At 62.9% G+C, this 20,330-nt stretch carries 16 protein-coding genes; 8 read left to right on the top strand and 8 right to left on the bottom strand.

The window, feature by feature from the left end:
• Positions 1 to 5: 5 nt before the first annotated feature.
• Together HV765_RS23315 and HV765_RS23310 are read right to left on the bottom strand one after the other, a co-directional pair.
• Positions 6 to 1,487, bottom strand: coding sequence for an AMP-binding protein (locus HV765_RS23315; protein WP_175171117.1), 1,482 nt, complete (start codon positions 1,485 to 1,487; stop codon positions 6 to 8).
• The gene (locus tag HV765_RS23310) at positions 1,484 to 2,047 is read right to left on the bottom strand and encodes a thermostable hemolysin (protein WP_254600694.1); all 564 of its coding nucleotides are present in this window, start codon (positions 2,045 to 2,047) and stop codon (positions 1,484 to 1,486) included. Before HV765_RS23310 ends, HV765_RS23315 begins: the two co-directional genes overlap by 4 nt.
• Before the next feature lie 189 nt (positions 2,048 to 2,236).
• On the opposite strand from HV765_RS23310, the gene HV765_RS23305 reads away from it, so the two are divergent.
• Both HV765_RS23305 and HV765_RS23300 read left to right on the top strand, forming a co-directional pair.
• Positions 2,237 to 2,908 (top strand): response regulator, encoded by a 672-nt coding sequence (locus tag HV765_RS23305; protein WP_175171116.1) that lies wholly within the window; start codon positions 2,237 to 2,239, stop codon positions 2,906 to 2,908.
• Positions 2,905 to 4,263: an ATP-binding protein gene (locus HV765_RS23300; RefSeq protein WP_175171115.1), complete on the top strand. Its 1,359-nt coding sequence runs from the start codon at positions 2,905 to 2,907 to the stop codon at positions 4,261 to 4,263. Before HV765_RS23305 ends, HV765_RS23300 begins: the two co-directional genes overlap by 4 nt.
• Before the next feature lie 55 nt (positions 4,264 to 4,318).
• Here HV765_RS23300 and HV765_RS23295 read toward each other — a convergent pair whose 3' ends face one another.
• The gene (locus HV765_RS23295; RefSeq protein WP_175171114.1) at positions 4,319 to 5,641 is read right to left on the bottom strand and encodes a sigma-54-dependent transcriptional regulator; all 1,323 of its coding nucleotides are present in this window, start codon (positions 5,639 to 5,641) and stop codon (positions 4,319 to 4,321) included.
• Complete coding sequence (locus tag HV765_RS23290; RefSeq protein WP_254600693.1) at positions 5,638 to 7,017, bottom strand: sensor histidine kinase; 1,380 nt, start codon at positions 7,015 to 7,017, stop codon at positions 5,638 to 5,640. The genes HV765_RS23295 and HV765_RS23290 overlap by 4 nt, the downstream gene beginning before the upstream one ends.
• Before the next feature lie 407 nt (positions 7,018 to 7,424).
• Here HV765_RS23290 and HV765_RS23285 point away from each other — a divergent pair, with 407 nt between their 5' ends.
• The 6 genes from HV765_RS23285 to HV765_RS23260 all read left to right on the top strand — a co-directional run bounded on the left by HV765_RS23285 (position 7,425) and on the right by HV765_RS23260 (position 13,145).
• Positions 7,425 to 7,916: a tripartite tricarboxylate transporter TctB family protein gene (locus HV765_RS23285; RefSeq protein WP_175171113.1), complete on the top strand. Its 492-nt coding sequence runs from the start codon at positions 7,425 to 7,427 to the stop codon at positions 7,914 to 7,916.
• Between the two features lie 3 nt (positions 7,917 to 7,919).
• Entirely contained in the window at positions 7,920 to 9,446 is a 1,527-nt protein-coding gene (locus tag HV765_RS23280) for a tripartite tricarboxylate transporter permease (RefSeq protein WP_175171112.1), read from the top strand.
• A gap of 79 nt (positions 9,447 to 9,525) precedes the next feature.
• Positions 9,526 to 10,098, top strand: coding sequence for a hypothetical protein (locus tag HV765_RS23275; protein ID WP_175171111.1), 573 nt, complete (start codon positions 9,526 to 9,528; stop codon positions 10,096 to 10,098).
• A 58-nt stretch (positions 10,099 to 10,156) separates the two neighbouring features.
• Positions 10,157 to 11,410 carry a putative Na+/H+ antiporter gene (locus HV765_RS23270; RefSeq protein ID WP_175171110.1) on the top strand — a complete coding sequence of 418 codons (1,254 nt, stop codon included), beginning with the start codon at positions 10,157 to 10,159 and terminating at the stop codon, positions 11,408 to 11,410.
• 122 nt (positions 11,411 to 11,532) lie between these two features.
• A complete protein-coding gene (locus HV765_RS23265) occupies positions 11,533 to 12,789 on the top strand; it encodes a hypothetical protein (protein WP_175171109.1) in 1,257 nt (418 codons plus the stop codon).
• A gap of 128 nt (positions 12,790 to 12,917) precedes the next feature.
• Positions 12,918 to 13,145 (top strand): hypothetical protein, encoded by a 228-nt coding sequence (locus HV765_RS23260; protein ID WP_156336987.1) that lies wholly within the window; start codon positions 12,918 to 12,920, stop codon positions 13,143 to 13,145.
• Positions 13,146 to 13,215: 70 nt separating this feature from the next.
• On the opposite strand, the gene HV765_RS23255 is transcribed toward HV765_RS23260, so the two are convergent.
• The 4 genes from HV765_RS23255 to HV765_RS23240 all read right to left on the bottom strand — a co-directional run bounded on the left by HV765_RS23255 (position 13,216) and on the right by HV765_RS23240 (position 20,316).
• Positions 13,216 to 15,972, bottom strand: a complete 2,757-nt coding sequence (locus HV765_RS23255) for an aminotransferase class I/II-fold pyridoxal phosphate-dependent enzyme (protein WP_175171108.1) — start codon at positions 15,970 to 15,972, stop codon at positions 13,216 to 13,218.
• A 9-nt stretch (positions 15,973 to 15,981) separates the two neighbouring features.
• Positions 15,982 to 17,670: an aspartate-alanine antiporter gene (gene aspT / locus HV765_RS23250; RefSeq protein ID WP_175171107.1), complete on the bottom strand. Its 1,689-nt coding sequence runs from the start codon at positions 17,668 to 17,670 to the stop codon at positions 15,982 to 15,984.
• 77 nt (positions 17,671 to 17,747) lie between these two features.
• Positions 17,748 to 19,163, bottom strand: coding sequence for a TolC family protein (locus HV765_RS23245; protein WP_175171106.1), 1,416 nt, complete (start codon positions 19,161 to 19,163; stop codon positions 17,748 to 17,750).
• A gap of 10 nt (positions 19,164 to 19,173) precedes the next feature.
• The gene (locus HV765_RS23240) at positions 19,174 to 20,316 is read right to left on the bottom strand and encodes an HlyD family secretion protein (protein WP_054427169.1); all 1,143 of its coding nucleotides are present in this window, start codon (positions 20,314 to 20,316) and stop codon (positions 19,174 to 19,176) included.
• Between the last annotated feature and the right edge of the window lie 14 nt (positions 20,317 to 20,330).

Genomic DNA, 20,330 nt, shown 5'->3' with positions numbered 1-20,330 from the left:
ACGGTTTACACCAGAGGTTGTGCGGATTTCCGCGAAAACAGATCGGCGTGCAGGTCTGCGACAGCGCTTCGGCGCGGACGGCCGTTGGCGGTCGCCATGCCGCTTGCCGCGCTGAACTCGGCTCGCCCGCGCATCCACGGGCCGATCCGCGCATAGTCAGGAAGGGTGTGGTTGGCGCGGTCGATACCGGCGCGGATGGCGTCGTCACCCACATCGCCCAGCGGCCAAATCACCGCGCCCAGCTCGGGCTGGCCCTCACCCAGCACCACGGCCTGGGCGATAGCGGACTGGTTCGCCAAGCGCAGCTCGATCCATTCGGGCGACACGTTGCGCCCGAAGCCGGTGATCAGCAGATTCTTCTTGCGTCCGTGGATGTGCAGGAACCCCGCTTCGTCCAGCCGCCCCAAATCGCCGGTGGGCAGCCACTGCCGGGGCGCGGCCTGCTCGCCCAGATAGCCCAGCGCATGGGTGCCGGCCACCTCGATTTCGCCGTCGGCCGTCACGCGCAAGCGGGCATGTGGCAAGGGGTAGCCCGCCGAACCCGGGCAATCGGCGCCGGGCAAATTCAAGGTTTGCACCGAGCAGGCCTCGGACAGCCCGTAGCCTTCGTAGGCGGGCAGCCCTTGCGCCCGGGCGCTTGCCAGCAAGTCCACCCCCACCGCGGCGCCGCCGACCGCCATCAAGCGCAGTTCGGGCGGCGCGCTGGTGACCGTGGCTCGCAGAAAGCCGGTGTACGCGCGCAGCATCTGCGGCAGAACAATGACGCTTTGTGCGGCGGCGCCCGTCAGCGCCGCATGAAAGATGGCCGGATCAAAACGCGATGAGCCCTGCAACCCGGTCTCGATCAAAGGACGCGTCACAATCGCGGCCCCTTCCATCAAAGGCGAATAGACGCCCGCAATGTTTTCCAGCAAGACGGGAAGCGGCAACGCGGTCAGGTGGCGGCGTATTCCAAGCGGCCGGGTAGCTTCCGCAAGGCTCGCCGCCACCGCCAGCATTTCGGCGGCGCCCAGGCACACGCCCTTGGGGCTGCCCGTCGAGCCGGACGTGAACGTAATCTTCGCCGTCCGGCTGGGCAAGGACGCCCCCGTGTGGGGACGCCGGAACAGCGCTAGCCGGTCGGGCAGGCTATCGGCCAATTCGAAGCCGAACGCATGCAGCATGGGTTGAATCGACGACGGGCCCACCACGGTATTCGCGCCCGCCGCGTCCAGCGTTTCGCGCCATTGGCCAGGGGTAAAGAACAAGGGCAACGGCACATGCACCACGCCCGCCTGCAAGCACGCCAGGTCATGAATGATCCAGTCGGCGCCGTTGTCCATCAGCGACGCGGTGACGTGTGCCCGATGCGCCGCAAGCAGCTCCGCGCGCACTTGCACCCGGCCAAGCAGCGCTTCGTAATCCAATGATTCCCTTGGGGTCTGTAGCGCAAGGCGGCCAGCGCGGCTCGGGTCTCGCAATAGCGAAATGAAGTCGGCAGCGTTCATGCTTCTTGCTCCGGAAAGTGTTCAAGGATGGTGTGCAGACGGCCTGCAAAGACGTGAGGCGCATGGGCGTAGTAGTCGCCCCAGTCTCTGCGTTCCTGCTCGTTCAGGTGATCCGAGGTCGCCGCCGAAATCGCCTGGTGCGCCAACCCCATTCTGGCGAACAGATGGTGCAGCTCGCTGGTAAGGGTGCTGACCGCCCAGTCGAAGCCTTGCTGGTGCAGGTGGCGGGCAAGCAGCGGCACGAGCACTCGCCCGCCCCCCGGCCTGGCCGCCGCGAACTGGCCGGCCTCGACAATCAGGCGGCGCGCCACGGGCGCGTTCTGATCGCGCAGATACTGTTCGATCGGCGCGGCAAGGTAGCGCTCAAGAAACAACAGATCGTCCGCGCCCCGATAGCCCGCCGCCGCCAGGATTTCCCCGTTCTCCTGCACGCTTACCAGCGTGGGCAACCACTCTTTCAGCGTCGCGCCGAATCGTTGTTGATAGCGTTGGTGGATGTAGGATTCCACGCGGCCGCGCATCGGGTCGTCCACGGGATGGATATGCAGCGTGCGGGGCATGGCCCCTGACTGTGCAGCGATAGCGCGCTGCGTGGGCGAAGATGAAAACTTGGTTTGCGGCATACTGGCATCCGGTCGATGTGGCGTCGGTTTATCGACACTTGGTGCGCAGCTTAGGCAGCCAACCTTAATGAGAAATTAACCGTCCTGCGGTGGTAATCTCAGCCGTACACGGCGCGAAGGCAATAAATGAGAATCCTCATCATTGAAGACGACCCGCTGATCGGTGATGGCCTGAAATCCGGCCTGCGCCTGCTGGGTTACGCGGTCGACTGGTTTTCAAGCAGCCGCGAAGGCGACCAGGCCATGGGCGTCGTGCACTACGATGCCGTGGTGCTGGACCTTGGGTTGCCGGGCGAAGACGGCGTGTCGCTGCTCACTCGGTGGCGCCGCGCGGGCCACACCTTGCCTGTCGTCATCCTGACGGCGCGCGAAGCCGTGGAAAGCCGCATCGCGGGGCTGGACGCCGGCGCCGACGACTACCTGATCAAACCCATCACGCTGGACGAACTTGCCGCACGCTTGCGCGCGGTAACGCGACGCGTTGCGGGCAAGCCCGAACCGGTATGGCGCCATGGCAATCTGGACTACCACCCGGCCCTGCACGAAGTGCACTGGAAGGGTCAAAAGGTGGATCTGACAACGCGGGAAGCGCTGCTGCTTGAACTATTTCTGACCCATCCGAACCGCGTCCTTACCCGCGACTTCATCCGCGACAAACTCTACGACTGGGACTCCGAACTGGAAAGCAATGCGCTCGAGGTGTTCGTGCATCACTTGCGCAAGAAGATTCATCCCAAGATTGTGCGCACCGTGCGGGGTTCGGGCTATGCACTGGGCCAAGTGGACGCCGAGTCATGACACTGCAACGCAGGCTTATCATCGCCGTGCTGCTGGCGGCCCCCTTCGCATGGCTCATCACAATCGCCGGCACCTACTGGCGCGCCGCGCACGAAATCAACGAGCTCTACGACACCGACATGCTGCGGCTGGCGCAGCAAACGCTTGCCATCTCTTCGTTGATCCCGCCCTCCGCCCCCCTGCGGCCCATGCCCGCACAGACGCCGGCTTCGACGGATTCGGGTGATGCTGGGCTGGGTGATCTCTCTGTCGCCATCTGGCGCGGCTCTGATGCTCCGCTGGTGCTTGATCCCGAAGCATTGCAATTCCCGCGTGAAGGAAGTCGGACGGGGTTCTTCGATAGCGTCGTCAGCGGCGAGCCGTGGCGGCTGGTCTACCTGAGCGATCCCGACGGCCAGACCCGCGTCGCAGTGGGACAGCGCATCGGCGAACGCAACGACCTGGTGGTGGCCTACATCGCGGGCCAGATTCTGCCCTGGCTGATCGGGCTGCCGGTGCTGATCGCTTTGCTGATCTTCGCCGTTCGCCGGGCGATGCGGCCCGTGCGTGATCTATCGATGCAGTTAGAGCAACGCAGCCCCGATGACGCCACCCCCTTGCCTAGCGCCGACGTGCCAGGCGAACTGAAGGGCCTGCTCAATGCCATGAACGGTTTGCTCGCGCGCGTGGGCACGCTGATCGAACAAGAGCGGCGGCTGACAGCCGATGCCGCACACGAACTGCGTACGCCGTTGGCGGCGGTGCGGGCGCAATGGGACGTGGTGCAACGCACCGCAGATCCCGCTGAACGATTGCAGGCGCAGACGAGCGTCACTCGCGGGATGGAAAGACTGGACCGGCTGGTGTCGCAGTTGTTGACCATGGCCCAGCTGGACAGCGCCAACCATGCCGACTTTGGCGGCTCCGTGGATTGGCGCGCCGTCGCGGAACAGGCGGTGGGAGATTGCCTGTGGATCGCGGATCGGCGCGACGTGGACATCGCCGTGGAATGGCCGGATGCGGGCATCCTGCCGCTGCCAATGGCGGGTGACGAAAATGCGCTGACCATCATGCTGAAGAACATTCTGGACAACGCCATTCGTTATGGCCCGCGGCATTCGCTTGTGCGGCTGACGTTCTCTTCATCACGCATCATCATCGACGACCAGGGCTCGGGCATTGCGCCCGAGGTCCTGCCCCGGCTGGGCGGCCGATTTGTCCGCGCCCCGGGCAATGAAGAAGCCGGCAGCGGGCTGGGCGTGTCGATCGCTCGCCGCATCGCCCATCACCACGGCATGAGCATCCACTTCGCCATGCGCGATGCCAGCAGCGAGCTGGGACCCGGGCTGCAAGTCACGTTGCGGCGGGGTGAGTAGGCAGGCTCTGCTCAAGGTGCTGACCATCGTCAGCAACAATGCAAGCGCCGCGTCGTCAATCAATCGGCCGATTTCGCAACCGCTTCCAAAGCGTTGTGCGCGAGATTCCCAGCTTTTTTGCGGCAAGGCCCAGCTGGCCGCCGGATACCGCGATCGCTTGCTCTATTGACCGCAGTTCCGCCTCGGCGCGTACTGCGCCCAGATCGGGAACACCTCTTGCGTTGAGCCCCCCTTCGGGAAATAGATCCTGCTCTTCGATCATGGCCCTGTCCGCCAACACCGCCGCACGCACCACGCGATTCTTCAATTCCCGGATATTGCCTGGCCATTCGTGGGCTTGCAGTGCCGTTTGCGCGTCATCCGACAAGCGCTTGGCGGGCTGCCCGGACTCTGCTGCGCACCACTCCTGCAAGAACCGGTGCGCCAAGGGCAGGATGTCCTGCCACCGCTCTCGCAGTGGCGGCAAGCGCAGATGCCCCGCTTCCAACCGATAGAAGAGATCCGCCCGGAACGCCTTGTTGGCGACTGCGGCCTGAAGATCGATATTGCTGCTGGCCATGAACCGGCAGCTGGCTTGCTGCGGCGTAGCGTCGCCCAATGGCTGGAACTGCTTGTCTTCCAGCACGCGCAGCAGCAACGCCTGCGCCTTGACGCCCAGTTCATCGACCCCGTCCAGAAAGAGCGTGCCGCCGGCCGCCTGATCGATCAGCCCCCGGCGGCTTTCCCGCGCGCCCGAAAATGCGCCGCGCACATGGCCGAACAACAGGCTGCCAGCCAGGTCTTCGGTCAGGCTTGCGCAGTTAACGGCAACAAATGGGCCGGTGGCCAGCGCTGAATTCGCGTGCAGGTATTGCGCGGTCAACTCTTTCCCAACGCCCGTTTCGCCTTGCAGAAATACCGTCAGGGTCTGTGACGCCAAGCGTTGAACCTCCAAGGCGATGCGGCTCGTCTCACCACTGATCAGAAATGGATTTTCCGGCGTTCGCCTGACCGCATCGGCATCGTTGAAGGCGGTGATCGCCGCACGTATGCGAGGGATCAGCGCGTCAACATCGTAGGGCTTGGTCAGGTAGTCCGTTGCGCCCGCGGCCACCAGCCGCACCGCTTGCGACAAGTCTCCATAGGCGGTGGCGAACACGATGGTCGTGCGGGCAACATAGGGAATGATGCGGCGGTAAAGGTCTTCTCCGGACCCATCTGGCAGGCGGATATCGGCAAGCAGAAACGCAGGGCGCAGACGGGTCCGGCGAAACGCCTCGACCGCTTGCGCGCAGTTCTCCACCCAGTTCACCGAGATCCCTTCCAGGCCCAACCGTTGGCGCAGTGCGCCCCCCAGCACGCGGTCGTCTTCAATCAGCAGTACATCCACATAGCTCATTTGTCTTTCTTCCCTGCTGCTGCAAACGGCAAGCTCACGATAATCAACGTACCGGGACCCGGCACGTCTTGCACGGCAATGGAACCGCCCAGGCCTTGGACCAGATCGCGCACAATCCCCAGACCAATTCCCCCGGAGGGGTCCTCGCCCGATTGCATCAATACCGCCATGGCCGCATCCGGCATGCCGTGGCCCTGGTCTTGTATTTGCACTTGCAGGCGCTCTCCATGGCTTGCGCTGGTGACGTGTACGGCCCCGCCCGACGGCGATGCAGCAATCGCGTTAAGAACCAGGTTCAGCAATATCTGGCGCACAGGCACGCTGGGCAACGGCAGCTCGGCCGACGGCCAATCATTTCGGAACGCCAGGCTGACGTTCTTGCGCCGGGCTTCGGAACGAATCAGCAATTGCACATCGTCGATGTCTTCCTGACGCAGTGGCGATGAGTGCCCATCCGCTCGAAACGTCTTGAGGCTGGCGTCCACCACAGAACGCAGGGCCGCGACACCGCGCTCGACAAAATCAATGGCGTCATGCCTGGCCTGCTCCTGGTGACCAAACTGGCGCAGCGTTTGCAGCGCCGTGAGCATGCCGCCCAACGGATTGCGGACTTCATGCGCCAGGGCAGCCGACATCCGGCCCAACAGCGCGGCCCGTTCCAGGCGGTCTTGCCGGCGAGCCAACGCTTCCCGCTCTTGTACGCTTTGCACCATCCAGTTGTAGGCATCGAGCAAGTCGGCGACTTCGGTGTCGCCCGTCGCGCCAGCCGGGATATCGACGGGCTGCGGTTCGCGCCGCCGCGCCGCACGCAACTGCTGCGTGAGCTGGATGATGGGCCGCTGGAGCCGGCGCGCCAGCAGAAAGCTCAGGCCCGCGCCAGCCAGGCTGACCCCCAGGCCCACCAGCACGAGTTCGATGGCCAGCGTTCGGCGCTGCGAAATGAAATCGCTGACGTCGAGATTGGCGACGACGGTCCCCATTGATGGCTGGGACTCGTCCAGCAGGCGCCACGTCCAGACGCCTTGCGCCATCTCATTCAAATACGTCCCGCTGTGGTTGAGCGCCAGTTGCGCATTCAGCGGAATATCTTCGACTTCCGGATATCGCGCAACGTGAGCGATAGGACGTTTGTCAGGTCCGATGATCGCGAGTGTGCGGTCGACAATCCCCACATGCGTGTCCAGCGCGCGATTCAGGACATCCAACATTTGCACGGTGTTGCCCGCGCGCACCGCAGGCAGAATCGCCGCGGAAAGCCCGTCCAGATAGACCTGCCCCAGATCCGCCACCTGACGCTCGAACTGGCGCGACAAGCCATGCAGCGACAGCGAAATCAATACGGTCGACACCCCGAAGAAGAGGACTGCTACGCCCATCGGGATTCTGACAGTCAACGGCAGGCGGCCAAGGCGTTTGAGCATGTCGGGCAGAAATTCAAAAGAGAACGGAATTATGCCTGCCCTGCGCGGCCCTCTCTGTGGCAGAAAAATGCAACGCTTGGAAAACAGCACCTGGCCCGGCAATTTTCGTGCCAACAAGCTCCCGCCGCGCTGTGACGCCTTGCGCTTGAAGGCTCGATGTTCACGTTTGTGAACATGCTATTCGAACACGTTCACTTTCCTGAACACGCCACCGCGATGCCTGTCCAGAAGCGGCGCCTAGCGGTGCGCCACACGCCAAATCATGAAAGCAGAATGCAAGCGCGCAACCCTACAGTGCCTGCTCTTTTCCGAGTTGGCCTGTAGCGGGCCCAAAAACAAAACTGACTCCAGAGAGGGGAAACATGCGCGGCAAGATACTGACAGTGAAACGCGATTTATGGGGAGGCGCGCTCATTGCGCTTTGTGGGGCATTGACCATCATGGAGGCGAACACCTACGCCGTCGGTGAACTGGCTCGCATGGGGCCGGGATACTTCCCGATGCTGATCGGCGGCTTTCTGGTGGCGCTGGGACTTCTGATTCCGCTGAGCCCTGACCCGGACGAAGTGCTGGAGACCCAGGAAAGCGACGCAGACGGCGCTCCGCAACCCACGCGCGCGCAACGCCTGCGCGGCATGGCATGCATTGCGGCGGGCATCGGCGCATTCATTCTGGTGGGAAATTTTGCGGGATTCCTGCCGGCCACCTTTGCGCTGGTGTTCATCTCGGCAATGGGCGATACCTCCAACACGTGGCGCTCGGCCGCGCTGCTGGCCGCCGCCATGACGCTGTTCGGCGCCATTGTCTTCTCCTGGGGCTTGCAGCTTCAGTTTCCGATGTTTCGCTGGGGTTGAGCCATGGAACTGCTATCTAACGTAATGCATGGTTTTTCCGTTGCCTTCCAATGGGAGAACCTGGGCTGGTCGTTCTTCGGCGTGTTCATGGGCAACCTGATCGGCGTCTTGCCGGGCATGGGTGTCCTGGCGGCCATTTCCATTCTGTTGCCGCTGACGTACGCCATGACGCCCACCGCGGCATTGATGATGCTGGCGGGCATTTACTATGGCGCGCAGTATGGCGGCGGGATCACCTGCATTCTGTTGAACCTGCCCGGTACGCCGTCTCACGCGGTGACCTGCCTGGACGGCAATCCGCTCGCCAAACAAGGCAAGTCAGGTTCGGCGCTGTTCATGCTGGTGATGTCGTCTTTCATCGGCGCGTGCATTGGGATTCTGATCATGATCCTGTTCTCGCCGATTCTTGTGGAGGTCGCCTTCAAGTTCGGTCCCGCCGAGTATTTCTCAATGATGATGCTGGGGCTGTTTGCGGGCGCCACCCTGGCCAAGGGCTCGGCGATCAAGGGCGTGGCGATGGTCTTTTTGGGCCTGCTGCTGGGCGTGGTCGGCACGGACGTCAACACCGGTACGATCCGCTACGCGTTCGGTGTGATCGAGCTTAGCGACGGTGTGCAGCTTGTTGCGCTGGCCATGGGCCTGTTCGGGTTGGCGGACTTCTTTGCCAACGTCAACCGGATTGGCAAGGCGACGGTGGTCAACACGGGCTCCAAGCGCATGTCGGTCAAGCCCGAACCCGGCGACATCAAGAAGTCGATTGCACCGATTGCGCGCGGCAGCGCCATCGGTTCGCTGCTTGGCATCCTGCCTGGCACGGGCGCGACCATTGCGTCATTCATGTCGTACGCCGTGGAGAAACGCGTATCGAAGACGCCGGGCCGCTTTGGCAATGGCGCGATCGAAGGCGTGGCGGGTCCCGAGTCGGCCAACAACTCGGCGGCGCAGACCAGCTTCATCCCCACGATGAGCCTGGGTATTCCCGGCGACTCCGTGATGGCGCTGATGCTTGGCGCATTGATCATCCATGGCATCCAGCCCGGCCCGCAAATGGTCACGGAACATGCCGACATATTCTGGGGGCTGATCGCCAGCTTCTGGATCGGCAACGCGCTGCTCGTGGTCTTGAACCTGCCGCTGATCGGCATGTGGGCCAAGCTGCTGCGCGTGCCCTACAAGTACCTGTTCCCGTCGGCGCTGTTCTTCGTCTGCGTGGGCGTCTACAGCACCAACAACAGCTTGTTCGACGTGGTTCTGGTGTTGATTCTGGGCATCGTCGGCTACCTGTTCCTGAAGTTGCGATTCTCGCCCGCGCCGTTGTTGTTGGGCTTCGTGCTGGGACCGATGGTTGAAGAGAACTTCCGGCGCGCGCTGCTCTTGTCGCGTGGCGATATGGGAATCTTCATCAGCCGTCCGATCAGCGCCGCCTTCATCTACGCGATTCTTGCGCTGGCCGTCTGGCTCGCCTACTCCACAGTCAAGGCTCGCCGGAAAGTCCGTGCGGCGCTGCAAGCGCAAACCCAAACGCAGTAATTCGTGTCCGCGCCCGCGACCGCTCCTCCACGAGCGGCCGCGGGCTTTTTTCCATGCTGAGCGGGGAGATGTCATCGCTATGAGCGACGGTTCCGAAATCGTTCCCAACCCGGTGTTCAACGCCACCGATTGCGTCGGCCTGACACGCAGGCTTGCGTTCATAGAACTGATGGAATTGCTGGAGTTCAGCGTATTGCGGCTGGACCCGCCATCAGCCGGCCTGTCGCCCGCGCCGTTGACGGAGCTGATTGGAACGCAGGATTGGCGGCTTGCCGAGGGCGGAGAAGCGCCGCCATCCTCGGCTGAGCGGGATGAAGATCACGCGGTCTATATCTACTCGACGACAGACGCCCTGCGGGAAGCGGTATTGCCGGCAGAAGACACGCTGGTGCGCCTGGACAGCGCGGCCGCCGTGTCCGGTGATTCGCTTCCTTCAGCGCCCGATATGCACGGCGTCCGGCTGTCTGCGTCGGCGCGCGGGCCGCAGACCTGGCCACGCGTGCAAACGCGCGCCCGGCGCCCCACCTTGCGCGTCGACCTGACCCGCCTGCTCAGCCGCGTGGTGGTGCCGGCCGCACGCCCGCACCACATGTTCGAGCTGGTGCAAAGCGTTGTCCGTTCACGGGTATGGATCGACGTCGTGCGCGCATGACGTCGCGCGGGCGCGCAGCCAGCCGAAAACCCTTCATCACCAGGCAGGAATCTTCGACATGACATTGATCAACGGGCTGTCCGCCGGCCTATTCGCCATTGCGCTGCTACACACTTTTTCCGCATCCCTGTTTCTACGCCTGGCGCACCGCAGCAAGCGCCACGCCGGGTTATGGCATCTATTGGGAGAAGTTGAAGTTGTGTTCGGCTTCTGGGCGGCGGTGCTGATCATCGTGATGGCATTTGCGGGCACGGGTGAACAGGCGTTGGCCTACGCCGAGTCCCGCAATTACACCGAACCGTTGTTTGTCTTTGCGGTCATGGTCGTGGCGGCATCCTTGCCCGTGTTGACTGCGGTGATGCGCGTGGTGAACGTTATTGCGCGCTGGATACCGGTCGCCACGACAACCGCCAAGGTCTGGCTGAGCCTTTGCCTGGTGCCCCTGGCCGGCTCCTTGATCACCGAACCCGCCGCGATGACGATCGCCGCCCTGATGCTCGGCCCCCAGGTATTCCACCAAGGGATGCCGGAGCGGCTCAAGTATGCCGCGCTGGGCGTGCTGTTCGTCAACATCTCGATTGGCGGCACCCTCACCTCTTATGCCGCCCCGCCTGTGCTGATGGTGGCGTCCACCTGGGGCTGGGACAGCGCGTTCATGTTTGCCCATTTCGGATGGAAGGCCGCGCTTGCCGTGTTGATCAACGCCACCGTGGTCACGTACTGCCTGAAAGCGCACGTGCGCAGCGCCGATGTGATGGCCGGGGCGCGCCAGAACGCGCCCGTGTCGGCAGTGGCAATTGCGATCCACCTTCTGTTCTTGGCGGGGATCGTCTTCTTTGCCCATCATCCCGTCATCTTTCTTGGGCTGTTCCTGTTTTTCCTGGGCTACACCCAGGCGTATGCGGCGTCCCAAAGCCGCCTGATCATCAAAGAAGCGTTGCTAGTGGGGTTCTTCCTGGCAGGGCTGGTGGTGCTGGGCGGGATGCAGCAATGGTGGTTGCAGCCGCTCGTCTCCAGCCTGGAGCCCGCCATGCTGTTTCTGGGCGCGCTGGGCCTGACCGCGATCACCGACAACGCTGCGCTGACCTACCTGGGATCGTTGATCAGCGGCATTTCCGACGACGCCAAATACATGTTGGTCGCTGGCGCAGTGGCCGGCGGCGGGTTGACGGTAATTGCCAATGCGCCCAACCCTGCGGGCGCGGCGCTGCTGCGTGGCGGCTTTGAAAATGGAGCAATCAGTATGGGAGGACTATTCGTGGCGGCATTGGCGCCGACCCTCGTTGCCGGAACCGCCCTCTTCCTGCTGTGACTGCGCCATCACAAAAGCGCCCATCAAACGGCAACGCGGCCGCGAACAAATCGTAGGAAACCCCATATCCAAACTGGTTAATAATGCCTGTCCTCGCAACGAAGACAGGGAGACCCTGCAAGATGAGTCTGAACACACCCAGCCTATGGCATCGACTGCGGCGTCCGGTCGCCGCAATGATCTTGGGCTTGCTGCCCTTCTGGTTATTCTTGGGAACGTCCCAGACGACCACCGTGAATGGCAAGCTGGTGCAGGACTCCAGCTTCAATGTGCTGGGCTTGATTCTGGCCATTGCGGGGCTTGTCATGGCCGTGAAGATGCTGAAGCAGGATGGCGCTTACGGTGAAGCGCCGCGCTGGTGGCCACGCACTGTGCTGGCGGTGTTGGCGGGCCTGCTCTGCGTCTTTCAGATCGGGCAAACCGCAGGGTTCTATCACGTCAATGTCGGCCAATCGATCGCACAGTGGCAGGCCAAGCTTCTTGGCCCCTCTGAACCGCGCGCGCAGGCGCTGGCGGCTGAGCTCGATAAAGCGATGCACGCCCGCACCCAGCAGCGTGCGGCAAGCGTGGACCAAGTTCTGCTGCGCGATGACATCGCCACGTCGCTCGCACGCATCCACGCTAACGGCACGCTCTTCAACCTGTATGCCGAGGCGTGCAACAACCCTGGCAAACGCTTCGTGCTGGACGCAGCCCCCGCGCTGCTGACCGACGACGACAAGACCTATGTCAACAAGGCCCAGCAGCTGGCCGCGCGCAATGCGACGGAGCGCTTTGATTGCAATAGCCCGCAGGTGCGCGACTTCATGTCGAACTGGCTGGCCGACGACGTGCTGCGCGACCGCGCCAATCTGGCCCTGCAAACCGCCGCCTACCGCGAACGTTTCGGCGACAAGCCCGCGCCGGCAGGCAAGGATGCGCTGGTCACCAACGGCTTGGGGATATGGCTGGGCGATACGATCAGCCAGGTGCAGACGGCGCTTGGCACCCAGAGCGAGCCGGTGGCCGCGGCCAGTTCGGGCTATTACCGACTTGACCTTCCCGAGCGCGGCATCGAACTGCTGTTCAGCCCGGTTGGCCAAGTGGCCTCCATTACCGTGCGTGCACCATTCAAGGGCAGCATCGTGGGCCTGAAGATCGGTGATAGCCGCCGCACGGTCAACCGTTTGCTGGGCGATGGGTGGATTGACGTCCGGCTGCCCTACGACAACGCCGCCGCTGGCTACGACATCCAGTTGCGCAAGCAGACGCCGGGCACGCAGGCGCAATGGCTCGACCGGCGCGCCGGTAACGACGTAGCGGTGGTGCAGCTGTCAGGCGCAAACTATGCCAGCACCATCGACGAGATCCGGCTGATCACGCCCCGCCGGCCGGGGTAGCGCCGGGCACATTCCAGACCAGGGAACGGGGCCGATGCGCCCCCGGTTCCCATGCTGCAACGCGTATTGACCTCTCCTTGTATGCGTGACCCAATAAACGCGACAACCCAAATCGTATGGAGGCGGTCATGATGAATGCGCAAACCAAGCGGGTCATGGAAGTCGTGGCGGCCGCAGAGGACGGGACGACTTACCGCATCAACCGGTACTGCCGCTCCGAACCCGACCAGCCGGCAGATCCCCACTACTTTTGCTGCCTTCAGGATGGGCAGTTGGTGTCATGGCGCGGGGATGGCAACTACGAGTTGCCCGACGGAACCATCGTGACGACGGTGGCCACACGACTTTGCCAATAGCGCGCACGTCACGAACGCCCGGGCCGCGCCCCCGTCGCAATGCGGCGGCGCGGCCAACCCCGGCGTAGACCTACTTCGTGCCCCCCTTCTTCCCTATTGCAGATGGCTGAATCAGCTTGATCCCGCGCGCCGCCTGATAGCCGTGGATTTCCTTCACATCCAGCTTGCGCATGAATTCGATGGTGCCGGCATCGATGATCTGGCCAGGCACCATGATGGGAAAGCCGGGCGGATACGGGATCACAAAGTTTGCCGATACCAGTTCCGGGCCATTCGCCAGGCGTTCGTCCAGCTTGGGGCTGGTCAAGGGCAGGTACTCGCACTCGTCCTCGTTGTAGGCCGCGAAGAAGGCGGTGCGCATATTGCCTTCCGACGTGGTGCTGGCGGGATTGTCGCGGTAACCATCGTGAAAGCTGCTGAAGTTGGGCAGGCTGGGCACGTCTTCCATCAAGCTCTTGACCTTGGCGGCGAACGCCATTCGCCCTTCCTCCCCTTCGGACTTGAGCCGGGCCTCAATATCTTGGGAGATCTCCAACAGCACCTTGATCAACGCGGCCACGTCGCTGCGCGTGTTGTTGATATTGCTTTGCAACAGCGCGCTATTGCGCGAGGTCTTGTTCAGCTGGATGTTGTACTTGGAGGCCAGCAGGTTCTTGAAGGTGGTGCCGTCGAATCCCGCCGTACCGCACACCAGCGTCAACCGGGTGGGGTCCAGGCAGAACTCGTCGTCCTTCAACGCCTTCACGGCGGTCAGCCAGGTCATGCCCGGCTGCATGTAGTCAGAAAAGCCCGAGCCGCGATACGCCTCCGGGATCATCTTGTCGGCTCCCAGCACGCTGAAGTACTTCGAGATCAGCGGATGCTTGGCCACTTCGCGGCGTATGGCCAACGCGACTTCAATCGCGCGCATGACCAGCTCGTACCCTTCGAGCTCCATCTGGCGCCGAGCGACATCCAGCGAAGCGATGATCTGCGCGTTCGGCGAGGTCGATGCGTGAATGAAGACGGCTTCGTGAAACGCCGAGATGTGATGGTCGTAGTCTTCATCGCGCACAGCCACAATCGACCCTTGCCGCAGGCTCGACATGGACTTGTGAACGGAGTCCGTTTCATAGACACGGATGCGCATGGTTTGCGGGTTCGGCACCAATTGCCGTTCCATCACGCGCGGGTCTTTCGGGTCCAGGTCTTCGCCCAGTTCCTTGACCTGGGCGTTCCATTCCTCCATGGCGGCTGGGTCGTCACGCCATTGCTCAAGCGCGGCGGCCGCGCCCATGGCCGTTCTGGGACGCAGGAACGGTGACCACCGGGCAAAGCCGAACCAGGCTTCGTCCCAAAGAAAAATCAGGTCTGGCTTGATGGCCAGGCATTCCGCCATGACGCGGCGCGTGTTGTAGATATGGCCATCGAACGTGCAGTTGGTCAGCGTGATCATCGACACCTTGTCGAGCCGCCCTTCCGCTTTGAGATCCAATAACGCCCGCTTGATGGTGGCCAGCGGCACCGCGCCGTACATCGAATATTCCGTCATCGGAAACGCTTCAACGTAGAGCGGCTGCGCGCCGGACAGCACCATGCCGTAGTGGTGAGACTTATGGCAGTTGCGGTCGACGATGACGATGTCGCCCGGCTTGGTCACGGCCTGGTAGACCATCTTGTTCGAGGTGGACGTGCCGTTGGTCACGAAAAAAACGTGGTCCGCACCGACTGCGCGCGCGAACTTTTCTTGCGCAAGCTTGATGTTGCCCGTGGGCTCCAGCATGCTGTCCAGCCCGCCTGTCGTGGCCGACGTTTCCGCCAGGAACAGATTCAAGCCATAGAACTCGCCGAAGTCGCGTATCCAGTTCGACTTGATGATGGACTTGCCGCGCGCAATCGGCAGCGCGTGAAACGTGCTGATCGGCCGCGAGGCATAGAGCTTGAGATTGTCGAAGTGCGGGGTCGACTGCCGGTCGCGCACGCCTTCCAGGATGTTGAGGTGGACCTCCATGGGTTCTTCAGCTTCATAGAACACGCGGCGGATCGCTGACGCTGCCGGGTCGCCCGCCAGCTGCTCGACGTTGCGGTCGGTCAGCAGATAGACATCCAGTTCCGGCCGGATGTTGGCGATGAAACGGGCCAGCTTGAGGCCCGCCTCTTGGGTCTCGCCCGCAGAGGGCTCCATGTGCTGATACACCGTCAGGAAGTCGCGCAGCACCGGGGTGTCGTGCTTGGAGCCAAAGGGCACGCCGTCATAGATGACAACCGCCTCGATCTTGCCGTTAAGAATGGTCGCCAGTACCGCGTCTTCGAAGGTGCCGACCAGCACGGGTTCGTAGACCAGGCCATCTTCGGCCCGGCGCAGTTGCCGGATCTCTTGGCAAATGGCCGCCGAACGTGCAGGAGACATCGCGTTCACGAACAGGGTTTCGAAATACGGCCGCCGCTGTGCGCCCGCGCCCAAGCCGGGCGGCAGGCGGTCGGGGACATCGGTAGAGGTCTCGTCAGCCACTTCCCATTCGCTGTTGTCGTAACGGTAGCTGCCAGAGAGCAAGGCGCCGCTCATGCGAAGCACCAGGCGCGCCACGCCTATCGCATCGCCTTCGGCCAAACGGTCGTCCAGCGCGTGCAGCAAGTGCGCGCCGGGATAAGCGAAGTAGCTTTCCAGCGCGCGCAATTCCGCCAACGCCTGCTGCACGGCCTCGCCGCCCGAATGGCGCTTGCCGCTTCGTTCCGCGGCGGCCCAGGCCTGCGCCTTGGCATTCATGTCGCGCCACCGGTCAGCCCGGGCGGCGGAATTCGAAAACAGATGGTCCAGATGCTGCGGAGTATTTGTGTCACGGGTCATGGTGCTCTCCTAAGCAAGAATCATGATGATGACCATGCCCCATATGGTCAGCAGGGTATTGCCGACGGCATACGTGACCGTATATCCCAAGCCGGGCACCTGGCTCTTGGCGGCTTCGCACACCATGCCCAGCGCCGCGGTCGTGGTGCGAGCGCCCGCGCAAATCCCAAGGATCAGCGCCGGATGAAATTTGAAAACGAATTTGGCAAGGAACATGCCCAGGACCAGCGGGACGGCGGTTGCGAAAATGCCCCACAGGAACAGGCTGATCCCCAGCTTCTGCAAGCCGGCCACAAACCCCGGCCCGGCTGAAATGCCCACCACGGCGATGAAGACATTCAGGCCCACGGAATTCATGAACCAGAGCGTGGGTTCAGGGATGCGGCCGAAGGTAGGCCGAATCGCGCGGAACCAGCCGAACACAATACCGGCGATCAACGCGCCGCCTGCCGTTGAGAGGGTGATCGGGATGCCCCTGACATTGATCACCGCGGCGCCGATCAGCGCGCCGACTGTGATGGCCAGCGACATGAACGCCACATCGGTTACGGTGGTGGGCCGGTCCACATATCCGATTTCCTTGGCGGTAGTGTTGATGTCCTGCGTGCGCCCCACCACCGTGATGACGTCGCCACGGAACAGCTGCGTCTTCGGCAACACAGGGATCACGGTCTCGGTCGGGCCACGGCGTATGCGCTTCAGAAATACGCCACGCGCACCGGGCCAGCGCGCCAGCTCTTCCAGCCGCTTGCCGTCCACCTTCTTGTTCGAGATATAGATATCCACGCCTTCGGTCTTGATATCCAGCAGCTCGGCGTCTTGCACTTCGCGGCCGCTTGGACCCAGCCGGGCAATCAGCTGATCGCGCTTGCCGCCGATGGCGACAATGTCTCCGGCCTGGATCAGCGTGGTCCGATCCGCTTCGATGATCTTGCCGTCGCGGCGGATGCGTTCAACAAAGGCCCGCACGCCATCCTGCGTACCCGCTTCGATGTCGCCGACCGCACGGCCGATGAACGGGCTCTCGGGCGCCACGGAATACGCACGCACCTCGAAGTCATGCCACTGCGTTTCGCCTTCTGCGCCGCTTCCCGCGCCCAGCATCTGCTCGTATTCCTTGCAGGCCGCAACCAGATCAATGCCCAACAGCTTGGGGCCGATCTGCGCCAGAATGATGGCCGACCCCACCGTGCCGAAGATGTACGTCACGGCATAGGCAATAGGCATCGCATCCAGCAGCGCCTGCGCTTCTTCCGGCGACTTGCCCAAGCGGTTGATGGCGTCAGTCGCCAGCCCCATCGACGCCGAAATGGTCTGGGACCCGGCAAACAAACCGGCGGCCGAACCCAGGTCATATCCCGCGAGGACAGCGGCAACTGCGGCCGCGCCCAGCGAGAACAGCGCCATGATCACGGCAAAAATCGCTTGTGGCAGCCCGTCTTTGGCGATGCCGCGCACAAACTGCGGACCCACGCCATAGCCCACCGCAAACAGGAACATCAGGAAGAAAACCGACTTCACGTTCGGCGAAATCTTCACGCCCAGGATGCCAATGACAATCGCAACCAGCAGCGTTGCCGTCACCGCCCCAAGACTGAATCCCTTGAAGCTCTTTCCTCCGATCCAATAGCCAATCCCGAGCGCCAGGAAGATCGCGATTTCGGGATAGGCCTTGAGCGTAGCGACGAACCAATCCATGGTCTTCTCCTTATTCAACGGAATCTAGCCGTTGAAAATTTGGCGGGCCATACCCCATCTGCGGTACGTCTGGCCCGTTACTCTGAAGGGACATCGACAACACTGAACTTTCCGCCCAGCGCCAAATGCAGATTCACGCGCTGAACCAGCCGTTCGGCGCGCACATGCAACAGGTCGCCTTTCACGCGCAACACATCGCGCTTGCGCTGCAAGACATCGAAGGTGTCGAACTGGCCAATCTGACGCTGCACCTCTGCCAGCTCCAGCGCGCGGGTGCTTTCGGAATACTGGCGTTGAATCGCGCGCTCGCGCAGCGCCAGTTGCTGCTCGCCCGTCAATCCGTTTTCCACTTCGCCCATGGCCGTGAGGATGGCGCGTGCATAGGACGCCAGCGCTTCGCGCTGCTGCTCGGTACGCAGTTCCAGCGTGATCTGGCGGCGGCCGGCATCAAACAACGGCCAGATCAACGATGCGCCCACCGGGTAGACCCAGCTCTGCATGCTGGTGGCCAGCCCCGAGTAATCTTTCGTGAAACGGCCCGCTCCCGCAAAGATGGAAATCGCGGGCAGGCGCGCGGCCTTGGCTTCTTCGGCGCCGAAGTACGCGGACACCATCCGCTCGCGCGCCGCAATCAGGTCAGGCCTGCGGTCCAGCAAGTCCAAGGGCAGCCCGGGCGCAAGCGGCGGCGGGGTGTCGGGGATGGCTTCGTTCGCTTGCGCGGCCCCTTCTGGGTAGCGGCCCAGCAATAACTCCAGCGCACGCAGCGCCTGCATGCGCGCCTGTTCCCGTTGCGCCACGACATCTGCCGCGGCTTCGCGCTGCTGCGCCCAATAAGCCACGTCCAGTTCGCTGACCTTGCCAATGCGGCGACGGTATTGCACCAGTTCAAGCTGTTCGCCGGTCGTGCTTTCAAGTTCCTGCGCCAGCGCCAATTGGCCGGTGGCCTCTAACGCAGCAAGCCAACTCTTGGCGGTCAATGCGCCGATGGACTGGCGCGCGTATGCGTAATCGGCTTCGGTAGACCGGTATCCGGCCTCACCCGCGCGTTTCTCTGCGCGCGCCCTGCCCCATAAATCGATTTCCCAGTTGATCAGGATGGCGTAGCCATTGGCGGAAAATGCGCTGCCCGGCGTGGGGTCGGTCGCCGTGCGCGCCCCGAAGCCAACCGTGGGCAGCAGGTCCGCGCCCGCCAGCCTGGCCTGCTGCGCCGCCTGTTGCACCCGGCTGGCCGCGACACGAAGGTCCAGGTTATTGGCCAGTGCTTCATCAATCAACGCTTGCAAGGTTCCATGTTCGGGAAATCCCGCCCATGCCGGATCAAAGGCCGCCACCCTGGCGCTGGCGACCCAGTGTTCAGGCACTGCCTTGCCCTCCATGGCCTGTTCGGCCATCGCCTGGTTGGTGGGCGCGTCCAAGTTGGCGCAGCCCGCCATCAGCGCGGCCGCGCACATCGCGGTGAGAAGTTGGGGAACGATCATGCGGTTCGGGTGCATGTCGGCCCCGTCAATGAAGCTTCAGAACCAGATAATCCAGCTTGGACTGCACGCGGAAGATAACTTTGCGCACCATATGCAGCGCGCCCAGACGGTCCGTGTAGATTGCGGCATTACCGCGGGCGCCCATCGCCAGCGTCATGTCTTGCGGCGTTTCAAGATCAATGCGCACCGCGAACTGCATGGGCGCATCGGCTCGCGCGCCTTCGCTGGTGGTGCCGGGCAGCAGGCCCGATGCCTGGAATTGGCCTTGCGAAGTGGCCCACACAATGGAATCCACCTTGCCCTTGAAGACGTGGCCGGGCACCGTGCGCAGCGACACTTCGACCTCGTTGCCTTCCTCGACTTTGGTCAGCTGATTCTGATCAAAAAACGCGATCACCTGCTGCGTGGTCTCCACAAACGACATGATGGGGCGTAGCGGTATCGCGGCCGCGTATGACCCCACGCGCGCCTGCAAGTTGATTGCGTAGCCATCAGCGGGGGCATACAGCGTGGTCTGCGCCAGTTCCCACTTCGCCGTGTCCAGCTCGGCCTTGACCTGCGCCACGGCTACTTGGTCCCCGTCGACCACCGCCTCTTGATTCAATTTGATCTTGCGTTCGGTCTCGCGCGCGGCTTCCCAGTTGCCCAGCCGGACTTTCAATTCGCTTTGAAAGCTCTGCACGTCGTACTGGCTGCCCGCGCCGCGCGCCGCCAAGGCGGTGCTTTGGCGCAAGCGCATCCGGGCAAGGTCGACTTGCGCCAAGGCCGCTGCCGTCAACGATTGCGCGGCGGCAAGGTCACGGTCCAGCGATTGCCGCGTGGCTTGCGCATCGATGAGCTTGGCTTCCAGCTGCCTGACCTTCAATTGATAGGGTTCCGCATCCAGGCGCAGCAGCACGTCGCCCTTCTTGATCAGCCGGTTGCCTTCCACCGCAATTTCCACCACGCGCCCGGTCACCCGGGGAATGATTTCCACCACGTAATTGACAACGCGCAGCTCGTTGGACGATGGCGTAACCACATTGATGATCAGCACCAGCGCCGCCACGCCGGCGGCCCCGATGGCCACCACGCCAACCTGGGATTTGATGTTCCACGGCAGCCACTTCAGCTTGATGAAGATCAGCCAAATCAACAGCCCATACACCATCAAGATGAGTTCAAGCATGCCGGCGCCCCTTT

The sequence above is a fragment of the Achromobacter kerstersii genome (assembly GCF_902859595.1).
Lineage (GTDB): Bacteria > Pseudomonadota > Gammaproteobacteria > Burkholderiales > Burkholderiaceae_B > Achromobacter > Achromobacter kerstersii.
Note: the sequence above shows the minus strand (reverse complement) of the source record. Positions and strands in the feature narration are given on the sequence as shown.